General features: G+C 67.9%; 13 protein-coding genes. 10 read left to right on the forward strand and 3 right to left on the reverse strand.

Annotated elements, in window-relative coordinates:
- The 4 genes from NBV68_RS01715 to NBV68_RS01730 form a co-directional block, all read left to right on the forward strand.
- Positions 1-2088 (forward strand): insulinase family protein (locus NBV68_RS01715; RefSeq protein WP_296306689.1); only part of this gene is annotated, 2088 nt, incomplete at its 5' end.
- Between the two features lie 136 nt (positions 2089-2224).
- Complete coding sequence (locus NBV68_RS01720; protein ID WP_296306690.1) at positions 2225-2524, forward strand: hypothetical protein; 300 nt, start codon at positions 2225-2227, stop codon at positions 2522-2524.
- A 206-nt stretch (positions 2525-2730) separates the two neighbouring features.
- Complete coding sequence (locus tag NBV68_RS01725; protein WP_296306691.1) at positions 2731-4401, forward strand: MFS transporter; 1671 nt, start codon at positions 2731-2733, stop codon at positions 4399-4401.
- A gap of 107 nt (positions 4402-4508) precedes the next feature.
- A complete protein-coding gene (locus NBV68_RS01730; RefSeq protein ID WP_296306692.1) occupies positions 4509-7883 on the forward strand; it encodes a PAS-domain containing protein in 3375 nt (1124 codons plus the stop codon).
- Here the strand turns inward: NBV68_RS01730 and NBV68_RS01735 are convergent.
- The gene (locus tag NBV68_RS01735) at positions 7853-8491 is read right to left on the reverse strand and encodes a response regulator transcription factor (RefSeq protein WP_296306693.1); all 639 of its coding nucleotides are present in this window, start codon (positions 8489-8491) and stop codon (positions 7853-7855) included. The two genes, NBV68_RS01730 and NBV68_RS01735, sit on opposite strands and share 31 nt — an antisense overlap.
- 4 nt (positions 8492-8495) lie before the next feature.
- Entirely contained in the window at positions 8496-10427 is a 1932-nt protein-coding gene (gene acs, locus NBV68_RS01740) for an acetate--CoA ligase (protein ID WP_296306694.1), read from the reverse strand.
- 146 nt (positions 10428-10573) lie between these two features.
- Between acs and NBV68_RS01745 the strand changes: the two genes are divergently transcribed.
- Entirely contained in the window at positions 10574-12013 is a 1440-nt protein-coding gene (locus tag NBV68_RS01745) for a DcaP family trimeric outer membrane transporter (protein ID WP_296306695.1), read from the forward strand.
- A gap of 194 nt (positions 12014-12207) precedes the next feature.
- Here the strand turns inward: NBV68_RS01745 and NBV68_RS01750 are convergent, their stop codons facing one another.
- A complete protein-coding gene (locus tag NBV68_RS01750) occupies positions 12208-12891 on the reverse strand; it encodes an OmpW family outer membrane protein (protein ID WP_296306696.1) in 684 nt (227 codons plus the stop codon).
- Between the two features lie 147 nt (positions 12892-13038).
- Between NBV68_RS01750 and NBV68_RS01755 the strand changes: the two genes are divergently transcribed.
- From NBV68_RS01755 to ccoP, 5 genes are all read left to right on the forward strand, one after another.
- Positions 13039-13776, forward strand: coding sequence for a helix-turn-helix domain-containing protein (locus tag NBV68_RS01755; RefSeq protein WP_296306697.1), 738 nt, complete (start codon positions 13039-13041; stop codon positions 13774-13776).
- Positions 13777-13853: 77 nt separating this feature from the next.
- The gene (gene ccoN / locus NBV68_RS01760) at positions 13854-15521 is read left to right on the forward strand and encodes a cytochrome-c oxidase, cbb3-type subunit I (protein ID WP_296306698.1); all 1668 of its coding nucleotides are present in this window, start codon (positions 13854-13856) and stop codon (positions 15519-15521) included.
- Between the two features lie 25 nt (positions 15522-15546).
- Positions 15547-16314 carry a cytochrome-c oxidase, cbb3-type subunit II gene (ccoO, locus tag NBV68_RS01765; RefSeq protein WP_296306699.1) on the forward strand — a complete coding sequence of 256 codons (768 nt, stop codon included), beginning with the start codon at positions 15547-15549 and terminating at the stop codon, positions 16312-16314.
- Positions 16311-16478 (forward strand): cbb3-type cytochrome c oxidase subunit 3, encoded by a 168-nt coding sequence (locus tag NBV68_RS01770; RefSeq protein ID WP_296306700.1) that lies wholly within the window; start codon positions 16311-16313, stop codon positions 16476-16478. Before ccoO ends, NBV68_RS01770 begins: the two co-directional genes overlap by 4 nt.
- Complete coding sequence (gene ccoP, locus NBV68_RS01775; RefSeq protein WP_296306701.1) at positions 16465-17373, forward strand: cytochrome-c oxidase, cbb3-type subunit III; 909 nt, start codon at positions 16465-16467, stop codon at positions 17371-17373. The genes NBV68_RS01770 and ccoP overlap by 14 nt, the downstream gene beginning before the upstream one ends.
- Positions 17374-17493: the final 120 nt, after the last annotated feature.

Raw genomic sequence — 17493 nt, forward strand, 5'->3', positions numbered from 1 at the left:
ATCCCGCGCGGGCCCGAGGTGGTCAGCACCAAGGCCGAGCCGGTGACGCTGGCGACGGACAAGCGCGACACCATCACCGATCAGGTGCCGGTCACCCGCATCATGCGCAGCTGGACGGGGCCCGCGATCAACCACCCTGACGCGGTGCCGCTTGCGGCCGGGCTGTCGGTGCTGGGCGGGCTCGCTTCCTCGCGGCTCGACAATGCGCTGGTGCGCGGCGATCAAGTCGCGGTCTCGGTCAGCGCCAATGCCCAGCAGCACGAACAATTGAGCTTCCTCCAGGCGCAGATGGACGTGAAGCCGGGGGTCGACCCGGCGGTGGCCGAGGCCAAGTTCAATGCGATCATCGACGAACTGGTCGCGCGCGGGCCGACGCAGGACGAGCTTGCCCGCGCCGCGACCCAGATCGTTTCCGGGCAGATCGACGCACTGGAACAGGTCGGCGGCTTCGGCGGCAAGGGCATCACTCTCGCCGAGGGGCTGCTCTACACCGGCGATCCGGCGTACTACAAGAAGGCGCTGGAAGGCTTCGCCCGGCTCACCCCCGAACAGGTGCAGGGCGCCATGCAGCGCTGGCTCGGCCGGCCGTCCTACACGCTCACCATCCAGCCGGGCGAGCGCACGCTCGACGGCGGCAAGATGGGCGGCTGGGGTGACGAGGACACCGCCGCGGCGATCACTCCCGATCCCAAGACCCCGCTCACCGTCTCCCGCACCGCGCCCCCGCGCGAAGCCCCTGCGGTCGCGCCGGTCGGGGCGCTGACCTTCCCCGCGGTCGAAACCGCGCGGCTGACGAATGGCATGGAGGTTTCGCTGGCGCGGCGCACCGCGATCCCCAAGGTCAGCGTCGCGATCACCTTCGATGCCGGCAACGCCGCCGACGGCCCGGCGCGCGCGGGCACGCAGTCGCTGATGATGGGCTTGCTCGAAGAGGGCACGCTGACCCTCACCGCAGAGCAGATCGCGATCGAGAAAGAACGCCTCGGCGCCTCGATCTCGGCCGGGGCGGGCACTGATACGAGCATCGTGCAGATGAACGCGCTGACCGTGAACCTCGCCCCCTCGCTGGCGCTGATGTCCGAGATCGTCCGCAATCCGGCCTTCAACGAGGCGGATGTCGCGCGGGTGAAGGCCCAGCGGCTGGCGGCAATCGCGCAGGAGCGCGCCAATCCCATCGGCCTTGCGCAGCGCGCCATCGGCCCGATCCTCTACGGCCCCGACCACCCCTATGGCAGCGTCGGCGCACGCGGCCTGCCCGAGGTCATCACCGCGCTCGATCCGGCGGCATTGCGCGCCGAACACGGCCGCTGGCTGCGTCCTGACAATGCCCGCATCACCGTGGTTGGCGACATCACCATGCCCGAACTGGTCGCTGCGCTCGAGAAGTCCTTCGGCGACTGGAAGGCGCCGGCCGGATCGAAGCCGCTCAAGAACCTCGACGCCGCGGTGCCGCCTGCGGTCTCGCGGCTGGTGGTGATCGACCGCCCCAACAGCCCGCAGAGCGTGCTGCTGCTCGGCCGGGTGCTGCCGCTGCGCGGGACTGACGGCGGGCGCGAGGCGCTCGACCTTGCCAACGAGGTGATCGGCGACGGCTTCCTGTCGCGCCTCAACATGGATCTGCGCGAGGAGAAGAGCTGGACCTATGGCATCCGCAGCGGCATCAGCGCCGGGGCGGGGCCGCGCGCCTTCAGCGTCTTCACCCCGGTGCAGTCCGACCGCACGGCGGATTCGATCCGCGCGATCCTCGGCAACCTCGAAGCCTTCCCGGCCAGCAAGGGGGTCGACCAGACCGAGCTCCAGCGGGTGACCGAGGGCAATATCCGCGGCCTGCCCAACCGCTTCGAGACGAATGGCCAGGTGCTCTCGGCGGTGCTCGGCAACCAGTTGCTCGGGCGGCCGGCCGATTACCAGACGCAGCTGCCGGACATCTACCGCGCCATCGACGCCGCCAAGATCAACGCGGCGGCCGACCAGTATCTCGGCAAGGACGATCTGGTGATCGTGGTGGTCGGCGATCGCAAGCAGATCGACAGCCAGCTCGAGACGCTCGGCATGCCGGTCGAATATCTGGAAGCCGACAAGCTCTGAGGAGCGCGGCGGAAAAAGGGAATGCGGTCAGCGCGCGACAGCCGGAAACCGGTTGAAGCGCGCTGACATCAGTGTAAATAACGCGAGCAACCGAGCCGGGTCACCCATGGTCCGGACCACAAGGAGGAGATGGATCATGTCCGTTGCAGGTACCTACAAGACCACCGTCAAGAGCCCGATGGGCGACCAGTCCGGCACCCTCACCGTGGTGCCCGATGGCGACACCTTCTCGGGCTCGCTGATCGGCAGCCTCGGCTCGATGGACATTGCCGGCGGCACGGTCGAGGGCAACACCATCAAGTGGAAGATGAACATGGTCGTGCCGATGCCGATGACGCTCGATTGCGAAGCGACCATCGACGGCGACACCCTGACCGGCTCGGTCAACGCCGGCGCCTTCGGCGCGATGCCGCTGTCGGGCACCCGCGAGGGCTGATTGCCCGCACCGTGACGGCTTCAAGAGGCCGCCGGGGTTCGCGCCCCGGCGGCCTTTTCGTGTCGGGGGCGTGGCCCTGCGCAATCCCGCCCCCATCCGACCAAGGTCTAGCTATCCCCGCAGGCCCGAACGCGCGAGTTTGCAAGGCCTCGGCAGGTGCGGCAGGATCGCCGCGCAGGACCGGGCGCACAAGCGGGAGAGCGATTATGGCAACGGCATATGACGGCGCGCTGCCCAAGCACCACGAGGCCACGGGGACCGAAAAGCGCGTCATCCTCGCCTCGTCGCTGGGGACGGTGTTCGAGTGGTACGACTTCTACCTCTATGGCCTCCTGGCCACGATCATCTCGGCACAATTCTTTTCGGGGGTGAACGAGACCACCGGCTTCATCTTCGCCCTCGCGGCCTTTGCCGCCGGCTTTGCGGTCCGGCCCTTCGGCGCACTGGTGTTCGGGCGGCTGGGCGATCTGGTCGGGCGCAAATACACCTTCCTCGTGACCATGGGCCTGATGGGCGCATCGACCTTCACGGTCGGCGTGCTGCCTTCCTATGTCAGCATCGGAGTCGCGGCACCGATCATGCTGGTGCTGCTGCGGCTGCTGCAGGGCCTCGCGCTGGGCGGCGAATACGGCGGCGCTGCCACCTATGTCGCCGAGCACGCGCCCAACAACAAGCGCGGGCTCTATACCAGCTTCATCCAGACCACCGCGACGCTCGGCCTGTTCGCCGCGCTGCTGGTGGTGATCGGCACCCGCACTCTCATCGGCGAGGAGGCCTTCAAGGACTGGGGCTGGCGCGTGCCGTTCCTCGTTTCGGCGGTGCTGCTCGGCGTGTCACTGTGGATCCGCATGCAGCTGCAGGAAAGCCCGGTCTTCCAGAAGATGAAGGACGAAGGCACCAATTCCAAGGCGCCGATCTCGGAGGCCTTCGGCAACTGGAAGAACGGCCGCTGGGCGCTCATCGCGCTGCTTGGCGCGGTCGCGGGGCAGGCGGTGGTGTGGTACACTGGCCAGTTCTACGCCTTGTTCTTCCTCGAGAAGATGCTGCTGGTTGACGGTGCTACCACCAACATCCTGATCGCGGTGGCGCTGGCCATCGGCACACCGTTTTTCGTCTTCTTCGGCTGGCTGTCGGACAAGATCGGGCGCAAAAAGATCATCCTGACCGGCTGCGCGCTGGCCGCGGTCACCTACTTCCCCGCCTTCCACATGCTGGCCGAGGCCGCCAACCCGGCGCTCGCCCAGGCGCAGGCAGCGGCGCCGGTCAGCGTGATCGTCAACAATAACGAGTGCTCAGTGCAGTTCGACCCGATTGGCAAGAACAAGTTCGATGCCAAGAGCTGCGACATCGCCAAGTCGTTCCTCGCCAAGAGCGCGGTAAGCTACAGCAACACGCAAGCGGCTGCAGGTGCCATCGCGCAGGTCAAGGTGGGGGCCCAGACCTTCACCGCGCCCGATCCGGCCAAGGTGACGGGCGAGGAGCGCAAGGCGGCCATCGATGCCTTCCAGAAGGAGGTGAAGGCGGCGCTCGCCCAGGCGGGATACCCCGCCAAGGCGGACCCGGACGCGATGAACACCGTCATGGTGGTCGCGGTGCTGACCTACCTCGTGCTGCTGGTGACGATGGTCTATGGGCCGATCGCCGCGCTGCTGGTGGAGCTGTTCCCCACCCGCATCCGTTACACCGCGATGAGCCTGCCCTACCACATCGGCAACGGCTGGTTCGGCGGCTTCCTGCCCACCACCGCCTTCGCGATGGTCGCGGCGACGGGGGATATCTACTACGGGCTGTGGTATCCGATCATCATCTGCGCGCTCACCGTGGTGGCGGGGCTGCTGTTCCTCCCCGAAACCTTCAAGCGCAACATCGACGACTGAGCCAGCCCGCAAGGGTCGCAAGGGAGGGGCGGCGTCCGCGAGGGCGCCGCCCCTTTGCTTGTGGGCGCGGTTGCGGTAGCTTCCTGCATGAGGGAGAGGATGGGGTCATGATGCTGGGCGCGGCTCTCGCGGCCGCCACACTTTATCTGGGCGCGCTGTTCTGGCTGGCCGCGTGGCGCGACCGGCAGGGCGCAGCCACTGGCTGGCTCCAGAGGCGCTCGGGCACGATCTACGGCCTCAGCCTTGCGGTCTATTGTTCGAGCTGGACCTTTTTCGGCGGGGTGGGAACCGCCGCCACCGCGGGGCTCGACTATCTGGCGATCTACCTCGGCCCGATCCTCGTCTTCACCCTGGGCTTCGGGCTCGTCAAAAAGATCCTCGCGCAGGCCAAGGCGCAGCATTCGACCTCGATCGCCGACTTCCTGTCCGCCCGCTACGGCAAGAGCGCCAGCCTCGCCGCGCTGGTCACGGTCATCGCCAGCGCGGGGACGCTGCCCTACATGGCTCTCCAGCTGCAATCGGTCGGCACGACCCTGCTGCTGATGGCCCCCGACCTGCGCGCGCAGGTGGCGGCGGACGAGCTGGTGCTGATCGTGGCCGCGCTGATGGGGCTGTTCGCGATCCTGTTCGGCTCGCGCCGCGCCGACCGGCCGGGGAACAATGCAGGGCTGGTGCTGACCATCGCGCTGGAGGCGGTGGTCAAGCTCGCCGCGCTACTTGCGGTGGCTGCGCTGGCGCTGTGGTGGCTGGTCAGCAGCGGCGGCGCGCCGCTTCCGGCCAGCCCGGTGCTGCTTGCCCCCGGCCAGCTCGACGCGCGCTTTGCGGTCCTCACGCTTATCGCCGGCACCGCGATCCTGTGCCTGCCGCGCCAGTTCCATATGAGCTTCATCGAGGCCCCGGGCGAACGTGCTTCGCCCGCGATGCGCTGGGTGCTGCCGGCCTATCTCGCCGTGACCGCCGCGGTGATCGTGCCGATCGTGCTGGCGGGCCTCGCGCTGCTCCCGGCGGGGACCGATCCCGACACCATCGTGCTCGCCCTCCCCCTCGCCCGCGACGCTCCGTGGCTGGCAGTGCTGGTGTTCCTCGGCGGCTTTTCGGCGGCGACCGGCATGATCGTGGTCGCCTGCGTGGCGCTGTCGATCATGATCACCAACGACCTTGTCGCCCCGCTGCTGCTGCGCCGCGCGCTGGCCGGGCGCGGCGACCGCAGCCGCATCGCGGGCCGCCTGTTGCTGATCCGCCGCGTGGTAATCGCCGCGCTGCTCGCCGCGGCCTATGCCTTCTACCGCGGCTTTGCCGGGGTGACCGACCTTGCCGGCATGGGCACCCTCGCCTTTGCCGCCGCCGCGCAGTTCGCGCCGGGGCTGGTGCTGGGCATGGTGAGCCAGCACGGCAACCGCGCAGGCATGCTGACGGGCCTCGCGACCGGCTTTGCGCTGTGGCTCGCGCTGCTTATCTGGCCCGCAGCGAGCGACACCGTGCCGCTGGTCAGTATCCACCCCGATCCGCTGGTTTCGGGCGTGGTCCTGAGCCTCGGGATCAACATCGCGCTCTACTGGCTGGTCTCGGCGCTGGTGCGCCCTTCGCTGCTCGACCAGGCGCAGGCCGCCGCGTTCGTGGGCACGCCGATGCCCGGAGAGCTCCCCCGCCACGCCACCGCCAAGCGGCTGGGCGACGTGCGCGCGCTGCTCGCCCAGTTCGTCGGGCGCGAGCGGGCCGATGCCGCACTCGCCCCCTTGCAGATGCGCAACGGCGATCCGGCGGGCGCGGCGGTGCTGGAGCTGGCGGAGCGGGTTATCTCGGGCGTGATCGGCACGTCCTCGGCGCGGATGCTGGTGGGTTCATGGGCAGGAGGCGATCCGATCCCGCTGCCCGAGGTCGTCGCGATGTTCGACGAGACCCAGCGCCGCCTGTCCTTTTCCGCCGAGCTGCTCCAGACCGCGATCGAATCGATCGACCAGGGCGTAGCGCTGGTCGACGGCGAGATGCGGCTGGTGGCATGGAACAGCCGCTACCAGCAGCTGTTCGACCTGCCCGACAAGCTCGTCACCGTCGGCACCCCGATTGCCGACCTCATCCGCTTCAACCTTGCGCGCGGGGCGCTCAGCGAGGCCGAGATCGGCGCGCAGGTCGAGCGCCGGCTCGCCTATATGCGCGCCGGGACCGAGCACCGGATCGAGCGGGTGCAGCATGACGGACGTGTGCTCCGGATCGTCGGCGCGCCCACGCCCGGCGGCGGCTACACCACCTCCTACACCGACATCACGCTGGACCGCCGGGCCGAGCAGGCGCTGGAGGACAAGGTCGCCGAGCGTACCCGCCAGCTCAGCGAAGCCAATGCGCTGCTGGCGCAGGCGACCCAGTCCAAGACCCGCTTCCTTGCCGCAGCGAGCCACGATCTGATCCAGCCGCTCAACGCCGCGCGCCTGTTCGCCTCCGCGCTCGGCGAGGAGGTGAACGGGAAAGCGGCCTTGGAGCGGCTGGTCGCCGATCTCGATGGCTCGATTGTTGCGGCCGACCGGCTGATCCGCGTGCTGCTGGAGATTTCCAAGCTCGACAGCGGCGGGGTGGTGCCTGCGCCTGAGCCCATCGCGCTCGACCAGCTATTCGAGGACGTCGCGCGCGAGTTCACCCTGCAAGCGCAGGCCAAGGGGCTCAAGCTAAGGCGCGTGCGGACAAGCGTATGGGTGATGGCCGACCGCGCGCTGCTGACCGCCGTGCTGCGCAACCTCATCGGCAATGCGGTGCGCTACACCTCCAAGGGCGGCGTGCTGATCGGGGTGCGGCGGCGCGGCGCGGCGGCGGTGATCTGCGTTCACGACACCGGAAGGGGGATCGCGCCCGAGGACATCGAGCGCATCTTCGGCGAGTTCGAGCGCGGTGCCTCGACCGACCGCGAGGGGTTGGGCCTTGGCCTCGCCATCGTCCGGCGCGCGGCGCGGCTGCTTGCGGTGGAGGTGGAAACGACCTCGCGCCCCGGCCGCGGCAGCCGCTTTGCGCTGGCCATGCCGGTGCTGCGGCGCGAGGCGGCTCCGGCAGTCAGGCTTGTGCCCGCGCGCAGCACGGCAGGGTTGGGCGCGGCGCGGGTGCTGGTGGTCGACAACGACCCCGCCGCCCTCGCCGCGACTGCCGCGCTGCTGACCCGCTGGGGGCTGCAGGTGACGACCGCCGCCAGCCTTGCCGAGGCGCGAGCAGCGGCACCGCTCGCTCCCGAGCTTGCGATCATGGATTACCGGCTCGACGATGAGGAACGCGGCGATGCGGCCTTCGCGGCGCTGTGCGAGGATTGGGGCAGCCGCTGCCCCGCGATCCTGCTCACCGCGGAGGGCTCCGAGGAGACCGAGTGGGCCGCCGCGCGCATGCTTGCCAACCGCCTGCTCAAGCCCGCCCCGCCCGCCGCGCTGCGCGCGCTGATCGCTACCGCGCTGGCGCAGGGCCGCGATAACGCGGCTCAGGCCCTCGCCGGATCTGCCACCGGCTGATCGACATCGAGCTTTGCGGCGAGCAGCACCGCCTGCGTCCGGCTGCCGACCCCGAGCTTGCGCAGGATCGCGGTGATATGCGCCTTCACCGTCGCCTCGGAGATCGCGAGTTCATAGGCGATCTGCTTGTTGAGCAGGCCTTGTCTGATGCCCGCCAGAATGCGCCGCTGGGCGGGCGTCAGGCTTGCGATCCGGGCGAGATCATCGTCCGTGCCCGCGGCGGTTTCGGGGAACCACGCATCGCCATCGCGCACCGCGGCGAGGCCCTCGCGCATCGCCTCGAGGCTCGCCGACTTGGGGATGAACCCCGCCGCGCCCAGTTGCGCCGCCGCCGCCGCGACCCGCGGCTCCTCGGAGGCCGATACGATGACGACGGGCAGCGCGGGGTAATCCTGACGCAGGTCCATCAGCACCGACAACCCTGAGGAATCCGCCATATGCAGGTCGAGCAGCAGCGCCTCCGCGCCGCCATCGGCCAGCGCGGTGCGCGCCTCGGCTGCGCTCGAGGCCTCGATGATCGCGCCTCCCTCCCACACCTTGCCGACCGCATGGGCCAGCGCGCTGCGGAACAGCGGATGATCATCGGCAATGATGATGCGCCCCCCCATCGAACTAGCGGTTCTGCCGACCTTCGATCAGCCGCTCGACCAGCGAGGGGTCGGCGAGGGTCGAGGTGTCGCCGAGCGCGCCGAACTCGTTCTCGGCGATCTTGCGCAGGATGCGGCGCATGATCTTGCCCGAGCGGGTCTTGGGCAGGCCGTCGGTGAAGTGGATGATATCGGGCGTGGCGATCGGGCCGATTTCCTTGCGGACGTGCGCCTTGAGTTCCGCCAGCAGCGCGTCCGACCCTTCCTCGCCCACGTTGAGGGTGACGTAGCAATAGATGCCCTGCCCCTTGATGTCGTGCGGGTAGCCGACCACTGCGGCCTCGGCGACCTTGGGGTGGAGCACCAGCGCGCTCTCGACTTCCGCCGTGCCCATGCGGTGACCCGAGACGTTGATGACATCGTCGACCCGGCCGGTGATCCAGTAGTATCCGTCCGCGTCGCGCTTGCAGCCGTCGCCGGTGAAATACTTGGCCTTGTAGGTGCTGAAATAGGTCTGCCCGAAGCGCTCGTGATCGCCATAGATGCTGCGCGCCTGCCCCGGCCATGAGTGCGTGATGCACAGGTTCCCCTCGGCCGCGCCGTCCATCACCCCGCCCTCGCTGTCGACCAATTGCGGACGGATGCCGAAGAACGGCAGGCCCGCGCTCCCCGGCTTCATGTCATGCGCGCCGGGGAGCGTGGTGATCATGCAGCCGCCGGTTTCGGTCTGCCACCAGGTGTCGATCACCGGGCAGCGGCCCTCGCCCACCACGTCGAAATACCAGCGCCAGGCTTCCGGGTTGATCGGCTCGCCGACGCTGCCGAGCAGGCGCAAGGACGCGCGGCTGCGGCTGGTCACGTGGGCATCGCCCTCGCGCATCAGCGCGCGGATGGCGGTGGGGGCGGTGTAGATGATGTTGACCTGGTGCTTGTCGACCACGTCCCAGAACCGACCGTGATCGGGGTAGTTGGGCACGCCCTCGAACACGACGGCCGTCGCTCCGTTGAACAACGGGCCGTAGACGACATAGCTATGACCAGTCACCCAGCCGATATCGGCGGTGCACCAGAACACTTCGCCGGGCTGGTAGTCGAAGATGTAGTGGAAGGTCGTCGCGGTCCACACGCCGTAGCCGCCGGTGGTGTGGAGAACGCCCTTGGGCTTGCCGGTCGAGCCGCTTGTGTAGAGGATGAACAACGGGTCTTCCGCGCCCATGACCTCGCAGGGGCAATCCTCGTCGCTGACGAGGTCGGCAAGCCAGTGATCGCGGCCCTCCACCATCGCAATCGCGCCGCCGGTGTGCGGGATCACCAGCACGCCCGCGACATGGGTCGCATGGGCGGCCAGCGCCAGCGCGGCGTCGACATTGGCCTTCAAGGGAATGTGCTTGCCGCCGCGCAGGCCCTCGTCCGCAGTGATGACGAAGCGACTGCCGCAATCCTCGATCCTTCCGGCGAGCGCCTCGGGCGAGAAGCCGCCGAACACCACCGAATGGACCGCGCCCAGCCTTGCGCAGGCGAGCATCGCGACCACCCCTTCAAGGATCATCGGCATGTAGATCGTCACCCGCTCCCCGCGCGTGACTCCCAGCTTCTTCAAGGCATTGGCCATCCGCACCACCTCGGCATGGAGTTCGCCATAGGTGAGCTTGCGCGAGGGCGTGGCCGGATCGTCGGGCTCGAAGATCAGCGCGGTCCGGTCGGCATGTTCGGGCAGGTGCCGGTCGACCGCGTTGTGGCACAGGTTGAGCGCGCCATCCTCGAACCACGCGATGCGAACCGGATCATAGGCCCAGTCCCCGCCCACCGTCGGCGCCTTGGCCCAATCGAGCCGCTGCGCCTGCTCAAGCCAGAAGGCGTCGGGCGTCTCCACCGAGGCGCGGTACATCGCGTCATACTGCGCAGGCGTGCAATGCGTGGGCGTGTGGGCTTGGGGCCGCTCGACAGCGTGGATCATCTCGACTCTCCCTAATTCTCGGCCTTCTTTTACATCAGGCTACACGCCCCGCCCCATCAGACAAAGGTCTTACGACTATCCGCTAGCTGTCCGGCCCTCCCGGTTCGTCCCATTCTGCCAGTCATAAGAGAGGATGGGAGGAACGCATGATGAATTCGGGAGTGGCCCGGGCCTTCCGGGCGGCGCTGCTGGGGGCGAGCATGCTGTCCGCGGCGCCCGCGCTGGCGCAGGAGCAGAGCGTCGAGGCGCGGCTCGACCGGCTCGAGCGGATGGTCGAGGGGCTGATCACGCGGCTCGATGCAGAAGCAAGTGCAAAGGCCGAGCAGGCCGCGGCACTGGCAGCGGTCCGCGCCGAAACCGGGGCGATCCGGGCCGAGCAGCAGGCGATGCGCAGCGAGGTCGAAGAGACCGAAGCGACCACCCGCACCCTCGCCACGAAGCAGGCCGAGATGTCGGACAAGCTCATCGAGTTCGCGATCGCGCCAGGCGAGGGGTTCCGGATGGGCAAGACCCGCGTCACCTATGGCGGCTATGTCAAGCTCGACGCGGTCAGCCAGCGCACCAGCGGCGGGCAGATCGCGGGCAACTCGATCCTGCGCGACTTCCTTTTCCCCTCCTCGATCCCCGTTGGCGGTCGGGCGAGCGGGTTCGACACCGATTTCTCCGCCCGCCAGACCCGCTTCCTGTTCAAGACCGAGACCGATGTCGGCACCGATCACAAGCTCTCCAGCCTGATCGAGCTCGATTTCAACGTCACTGACGGCGGCAATGAACGGGTCACCAACAGCTTCACCCCGCGCATCCGCCATGCGCTGATCAATTACGACAACTGGACCTTCGGGCAGGGCTGGTCGACCTTCCAGAATGTGACCGCGCTGCCGGATTCGCTCGATTTCATCGGGGTGACGCCGGGCACGGTGTTCGATCGCCAGCCGCTGATCCGCTACACCAAGGGGGGCCTGCAGATCGCGGTCGAGCAGCCCGAGACCGTGGTCACCGCGCAGAACGGATCGATGGTCACGCCGGGCGACGACCAGATCCCCGACATCGTCGGCCGCTACAACTGGAGCGGCGACTGGGGCACCTTTACCGCTGCCGGGATCCTGCGCCAGCTGCACGTTTCCACCGACGATCTGATGGGCGTGGACGATGCCGCGTGGGGCTATGGCCTCAGCCTCTCGGGCAAGCTCAAGGTCGGCGCGAAGGACGATTTGCGGTTCATGGCGACCGCGGGCGATGGCCTCGGGCGCTATATCGGCCTCAACATCGTCAACGATGCCGCGATCAAGACGGATGGGACGCTCGACCCGATCTTCACCTGGTCAGGCTTCGCCGCCTATCGCCACGTCTGGGGGGACAGGCTGCGTTCGAACCTCGGGGGCTCGTACTTCAAGGCCGACAATCCGGTCCGCCTCACCACCAACCAGGTCACCGACGAGAGCTGGAACGCCTTTGCCAACCTGATCTGGAACCCGGTCGGGCCGCTCAATGTCGGGGTGGAAGTGATGTATGCGACCCGCACGCTCGAGGACGGGCGCAGCGGCAATCTGCAACGGGTGCAGCTTTCGACGCAGTACAATTTCTGAGCGGAATGCGGGCTAACCAGAATGGCAATGTTTCACGTGAAGCATTGCCATTCTGGCATTACCGCGTCTGCACCACCCGCGCATGACATGCACACGACCGGGCAACGGCCGCGCGCCGCCCGGCATCGGCACACAGCAAAAGCCCCGCCAGCCGCATTCCGGCCGGCGGGGCTTTTGCCGCGCCTTTTCCCGGATCAGAAGCGGTAAGCAACGCCCGCACTGATCAGCCACGGATCGAGCTTGTGCTCGGTCTCGATCGCGAGGGTATTGCCGACGAACCAGCGCGCGGTGGTGTCGATGAAGTAGCGCTTCACATCGAGGCTGAGGCCGAAGCCCTTGTCGCCGATCGGCACGTCGATCCCGGCTTGCAGCGCAAGGCCCAGCTCGTTCGAGAGGTTGGTCTCGGTCACGCCCAGCGGCAGGGTCGCCGCGCCCGGATCATCGCCGACCCACAGGAACAGCGCGGGCCCTGCGCCCACGTAGGGCTTCGCGCCGCCGAGGTCGAAGTGATACTTCGCCGTCACGGTTGCGGGGATCAGCTTGGCGTCCGAGACCAGCTCGGCCCCGGCCGGGAGCCCGGCGACGGTGTCGACATCGTGCTGGGTCATCCCGGCGATGGTCTCGATCGAGATGTTGTTGGTCACGAACCATTCGATCGCGACCGTCGGCGTGACATTGTCATTCGCCTCGGTCTGCAAACTCGCGGGGAGGCCGGGCAGATTGACGTTGATGTCGGTGATCGCCCCGTCGGGCGCAACATAGGTGCCGAGCACCTTGAACTGGATATCGCCGGCACGGTCGGCCTCGTCACCCTGTGCCACGGCAGGCGTCGCGGCGAGCGCCAGCACGGCGACGCCAAGCATCGGAAATAACTTCATTTCTTCGTCCTTAACGGCAGCAGCGGCCGCCCTCCGCGGCCCAGGATGGTTGCTGCCTGTGGGGGCCGAATAACCCGCCACGCGGCTGCGCCTCATTGATCGGAATCAAAGACCATTGCGCTTTGAGGCGCCATTGCGAAATCCATCATGGCGACACTCAGCCCCCAGCCGCCCGCCTTCGGGCTCGAGCAATTCCGCGCCGCTCTGCCGGCCGGAACGGGCGAAGGGCGCGTGGCGGACGGGCTGTGCGCGCTCGGTGAGGCGGCGCAGCTGGCGCGGGGCGAGGAGCTTGCCCCCGATCCCGAGACCGACCGGCTGGTATGGCTCGCGAGCGGCGCGGCCAAGCTGGTCGCGCGCGGCCCTGCGGCGCTGGCGGCGGGCACGCCGGGGGGGCAGGTGCTCGCCTTCCACTTCGCGGGCGATCTCGTCTCGGTGCTGCGCCAGAAGGACGGCGATTTCCGCCTCGTTGCGCTCACCGCGTGCGATCTGGTGATCTTCCCCTCGGACCGCTTTCTCGACCATGCCCAGGGCGATCCGGCGGTGCTGCGATCGGTGCTCACCCGCTCGCTCCAGGCACTGCACCGCTCGCGCACGCGGATGATGCAGCTGGGACACAAGTCGGCTGCGGCACGGATCGCCGATTTCCTCGTCTCGATGGCCGAGCGGCTGGCCGATTGCAGGGCCGGCACCTGCGCCTTCGCGCTGCCGATGAGCCGCCGGGACATCGGCGATTCTCTGGGCCTCACCATCGAGACCGTCAGCCGCCAGCTCACCGAGCTGCGCGAGGCGGGGCTGGTCGAGACCGAGGGCCGCTCGAAGGTCGCGATCACCGATGTCGGCGCGCTTGCCCGCATCGCCGGGCGCGGGGGGCCTGCGAAAAACTGAACCAATTTTGATTTCGGTCAAACACACAAGACGCTGAGGCGCGGTAGGGATCGCTCCGACGGAAGGGATAATTCAAAATGGAAACAGTCGTTAAGCGGCTGGGCATGTGGGCGCTTGTCCTCATGGCCAGTATCGCCGCCATCGCGCTCACCCCCGACAGCGGGTTCGCGATCCACATGGGGATCGTCGGCCTTGTGGCGGTGATCCTGATTGTCGCCACAGCCACCAGCTATGACCCGCTGGCAAAGGCCCAGAGCATCTTCCGGATGCCTCCGGGGGCGGGCCGCTATGATGACGACGTGATCCGCTGGGGCGTGATCGCGACGATGTTCTGGGGCATCGCGGGGCTGCTGGTGGGCGTGGTCATCGCCGCGCAGCTGGCCTTCCCGCAGCTGAACCTTGAACCCTACCTCAATTTCGGACGGCTGCGCCCGCTGCACACCAGCGCGGTGATCTTCGCCTTCGGCGGCAACGCGCTGCTCGCCACCAGCTTCTATGTCGTCCAGCGCACCTGCCGCACCACGCTGGCGCTGCCCGGCACGGCGCGCTTCGTGTTCTGGGGCTACCAGCTGTTCATCGTGCTCGCCGCGACCGGCTATCTGCTCGGCATCACCCAGTCGAAGGAATATGCCGAGCCCGAATGGTATGTCGACCTGTGGCTGACGGTCGTGTGGCTCGCCTATCTTGCCGTCTTCGTCGGCACGATCCTGAACCGGCGCGAGCCGCACATCTATGTGGCCAACTGGTTCTACCTCGCCTTCATCATCACCATCGCCATGCTGCACGTGGTCAACAACCTCGCGCTGCCGGTGAGCTTCCTGGGCGCCAAGAGCTATTCTGCCTTCTCAGGCGTGCAGGATGCGCTGACCCAGTGGTGGTACGGCCACAATGCGGTGGGCTTCTTCCTCACCGCGGGCTTCCTCGCCATGATGTACTACTTCGTGCCGAAGCAGGCGAACCGCCCGGTCTATTCCTATCGGTTGTCGATCATCCACTTCTGGTCGCTGATCTTCCTCTACATCTGGGCCGGCCCGCACCACCTTCACTACACCGCGCTGCCCGACTGGGCGCAGACGCTGGGCATGGTGTTCTCGGTGATGCTGTGGATGCCCAGCTGGGGCGGGATGATCAACGGTCTGATGACCTTGAACGGCGCGTGGGACAAGGTGCGCACCGATCCGATCATCCGCATGATGGTCCTCGCGCTCGCCTTCTACGGGATGAGCACCTTCGAGGGCCCGCTGATGAGCATCAAGGCGGTGAACTCGCTGTCGCACTACACGGACTGGACCATCGGCCATGTCCACTCCGGCGCGCTGGGGTGGAACGGGATGATCACCTTCGCCTGCGTCTACTACCTCGTGCCGCGCCTGTGGAACCGCGAGCGGCTGTACTCCTTGCGGATGATCAACTGGCACTTCTGGCTCGCGACGTTGGGGATCGTTTTCTACGCCTCCTCGATGTGGGTGGCCGGGATCACCCAGGGGCTGATGTGGCGCGAATATGGCGCGGACGGTTACCTCGTGAACAGCTTCGTCGACACCGTCGCGGCGCTCCACCCGATGTACATCCTGCGCGCCGTCGGCGGCCTGATGTACCTCAGCGGCGCCATCATCATGGCCTATAACATCGCCATGACCATCGCCGGACGCCTGCGCGAGGAAGCCCCGATGGGCGAGACCGCGCACGACGAGACCGCCGACCGGCCGCTGCCCGTCCCCGCAATCGCCCAGCCGGCCGAATGACCGCTCAGACAGGGAACCTGACACCATGAGCACACCCGCAAACACCGGTGCCTTCGAGGGCCACAAGAAGCTCGAACGCAACGTCACCTTGCTCGCCGCACTCACCCTGGGCGTAGTGGCGATCGGCGGGATCGTTGAGATCGCGCCGCTATTCTGGATCGACAACACGATCGAGAAGGTCGAGGGGATGCGCCCCTACACCCCGCTCGAACAGGCCGGGCGCGACATCTATATCCGCGAGGGCTGCTACGTCTGCCACAGCCAGATGATCCGCCCCTTCAGGGACGAGGTCGAGCGCTACGGTCACTACAGCCTCGCCGCCGAGAGCATGTACGACCACCCCTTCCAGTGGGGTTCGAAACGCACCGGGCCCGATCTGGCACGGGTCGGCGGGCGCTATTCGGATGCCTGGCACGTCCAGCACCTCAAGGCCCCGCGGGAAGTGGTGCCCGAGAGCATCATGCCGGGCTACAGCTTCCTCGCCGAGACGAAGCTGGAGGTCGCCGATCCGGCCGCCAACCTCACCGCCTTGCGGCACGTGGGCGTGCCCTATTCGGACAAGGACATCGCCGCGGCCAAGGCCGATCTCGAGGCGCAGGCCAACCCCGAGGCCGACGCGGGCGATCTCGCCACACGCTACCCCAAGGCGCAGATCCGCGACTTCGACGGGGATCCGAGCCGCGTCACCGAGATGGATGCGCTGGTCGCCTACCTCCAGATGCTCGGCACGCTGGTCGACGTGAACAGCGCCGCCGCGCAGGAGCAGCTGACCAAGGGGGATAAGGGCCGATGACCGCCTACACCGCCCTGCGCCACTTCGCCGACAGCTACGGGCTGGCGATGATCTGCGCGCTCTATCTGACCTTGTGCCTGTGGCACTTCCGCCCGGGCGCCCGCGCCCATGTGGCGGACGCCAAGCATTCGATCTTCAGGGATGACGACCATGACGAGCAATAAGCGCATCGACGAGCCCACCGGCACCGAATTCGTCGGCCATGAATGGGACGGGATCGAGGAACTCAATACCCCGCTACCGCGCTGGTGGCTCTACACCTTCTACGCGACGATCCTGTTCGCCATCGTCTATGTGGTGCTCTACCCCGCCTGGCCGCTGATCGACCGGGCCACCGCCGGCACGCTCGGCTGGTCGAGCCGGGGCGATCTTGCCGCCGAGATGCGCGCCGCCGATGCCGCGCGCGCCGGCGTGGTGGCGAAGATCGCGGCAACCCCGATCGAGGCGCTGCCTTCCGATCCGCAGCTGATGCAGGCGGCCGTGTCCGGCGGGGCGGCGGCGTTCAAGGTCAATTGCGTCCAGTGCCACGGCGCGGGCGCGGCGGGATCGCCGGGCTACCCCAACCTCAATGACGACGACTGGATCTGGGGCGGGACGCTGACCGAGATCGAATATACCCTCACCCACGGCATCCGCTGGGATGCGGCGGCCGAGACGCGGAGCAACTTCATGCCCGCTTTCGAGGGCAGCTTTGATGCGGGCCAAGTGAACGCGCTCGCGGGGCACGTTCTGTCGCTCTCCGGCAAGGCCAAGCCCAATGCCACCGGCGCGCAGATGTTCGCCGACAACTGCGCGGCCTGCCACGGGGCGGGCGGCGAAGGTCTGCCCGCAGTCGGCGGCCCGGCATTGAACGACGTGATCTGGCTCTATGGCGGCAGCGCGGCGGAGATAGGCAAGCAGATCCTTGCCCCCCGTCACGGCGTCATGCCCGCCTGGCAGGGGCGGCTCGATCCGGTGACGATCAAGATGCTCGCCGCCTATGTCCATGCCCGCGGCGGCGGTCAGGCTCCTGCACCCGCCGCACCCCAGCCCGAGGCGGCGAAAGTCGCCGCCAAGTAGGACAGCCCCTCAGGTCCCCCCCCCTGTCGCCCGCCGACGAACTCGACCGCCCCGCCCCGGGAGCGCCCAAGCCCCAGCGCGACTGGGCCGGGGCGCTGGGGAGCGAGGGGGCAACTGCTC

It is taken from the genome of Erythrobacter sp. (assembly GCF_023653175.1).
In the GTDB taxonomy this organism is placed as follows: Bacteria; Pseudomonadota; Alphaproteobacteria; order Sphingomonadales; family Sphingomonadaceae; genus Erythrobacter.